At 44.2% G+C, this 948-nt stretch carries 1 protein-coding gene and 1 pseudogene; both read left to right on the top strand.

The annotated features are described in order from the left end of the window. Window positions 1-188 precede the first annotated feature (188 nt). Complete coding sequence (locus MO867_RS22255) at window positions 189-530, top strand: hypothetical protein (protein WP_252473245.1); 342 nt, start codon at window positions 189-191, stop codon at window positions 528-530. A 233-nt stretch (window positions 531-763) separates the two neighbouring features. Beyond that, window positions 764-948: pseudogene (locus MO867_RS22250) on the top strand (IS256 family transposase); the annotation flags it as partial.

Here is a 948-nt window from a genome sequence, read left to right as displayed (position 1 = left end):
AACGGTACAGTGACTACGGGGCTATAGCTGCATGAAACTGTCCGAAGTGTTGATACTGTTCAGTGTCCACCTAGACTTACGAGAAATTACCCTCCCTCGTGGTCCAACCCTTGTAGGTTCAGAGGTCTATCTCTCTAAAAATATCCGAAGTATTGAAGTTATATTACGAAAATATTTAGGTCTCTTTCATGAAAAAGTTGTTCTTATTTGTTTCTGTCTCTCTTCTTTCTATGCCAGTTTTCGCTACGGGTATTGCGTCCTCTTTTGAGGTTGAATATGTCCGTGTTGATCAATCTGGTAAGGGGTTTATTCAGTTTAAATCAGATTTGGTGTATGAGCCTGCAGATTGTATCGGCTCTGGATATGAAAATAAGTTTGCTTTTGATGCTAACGAAAGTGGTGGAAGGGCCATTTATTCAATGGCGCTAACGGCACAGACTACTGGGAAAAAAATACATGCTGTCGGAACCAGTTCGTGCGATACATACTCTCAAATAGAAAACTGGGAATGGGGGTATATTGTTGAATGATCACTTGATAAATAGTGCCTTGAGGGCAATGAAATTGGTGTGAGCTTGAAAGTGGCCTATTAAAGGTAGCGTAGGGGGGGGGTTCTCGGGCGTAAGTTTAATTGTCTCATTATTTTCTTGCGTGTCAAAGAGTAAAAACCTCGCCAGGTGCGAGGTTTTTCGTTTCAGATCCTAGGGGGTAGTATTCAGAATTTTGTGTCATTTCTTTACTATTAGCAAAAAAGAGATGCCCCATGACCAAACCCACTTTCGATATGGATGCCCCCGTCAAAGCTTTACGTGAGGGCAAGGATCTCAGTGGCAAAGATGGTATCCTCACTCCACTGATCAAGCAACTCACCGAAGCCGCCATGACGGCGGAGCTGGAGGAGCACCTCGCCAGCGAGGACAAGCCCAACCGCAAGAATGGTACCACCTC

Origin of the sequence: Microbulbifer okhotskensis (assembly GCF_023895975.1) — a bacterium.
Lineage (GTDB): Bacteria > Pseudomonadota > Gammaproteobacteria > Pseudomonadales > Cellvibrionaceae > Microbulbifer > Microbulbifer okhotskensis.
The sequence above is the reverse complement of the archived record's forward strand: the minus strand, read 5'-3'. Positions and strand labels throughout refer to the sequence as shown.

Excerpts from the sequence above, each read along its gene's own strand:
- MO867_RS22255 (WP_252473245.1), top strand. The coding sequence starts at position 189 with ATGAAAAAGTTGTTCTTATTTGTTTCTGTCTCTCTTCTTTCTATGCCA.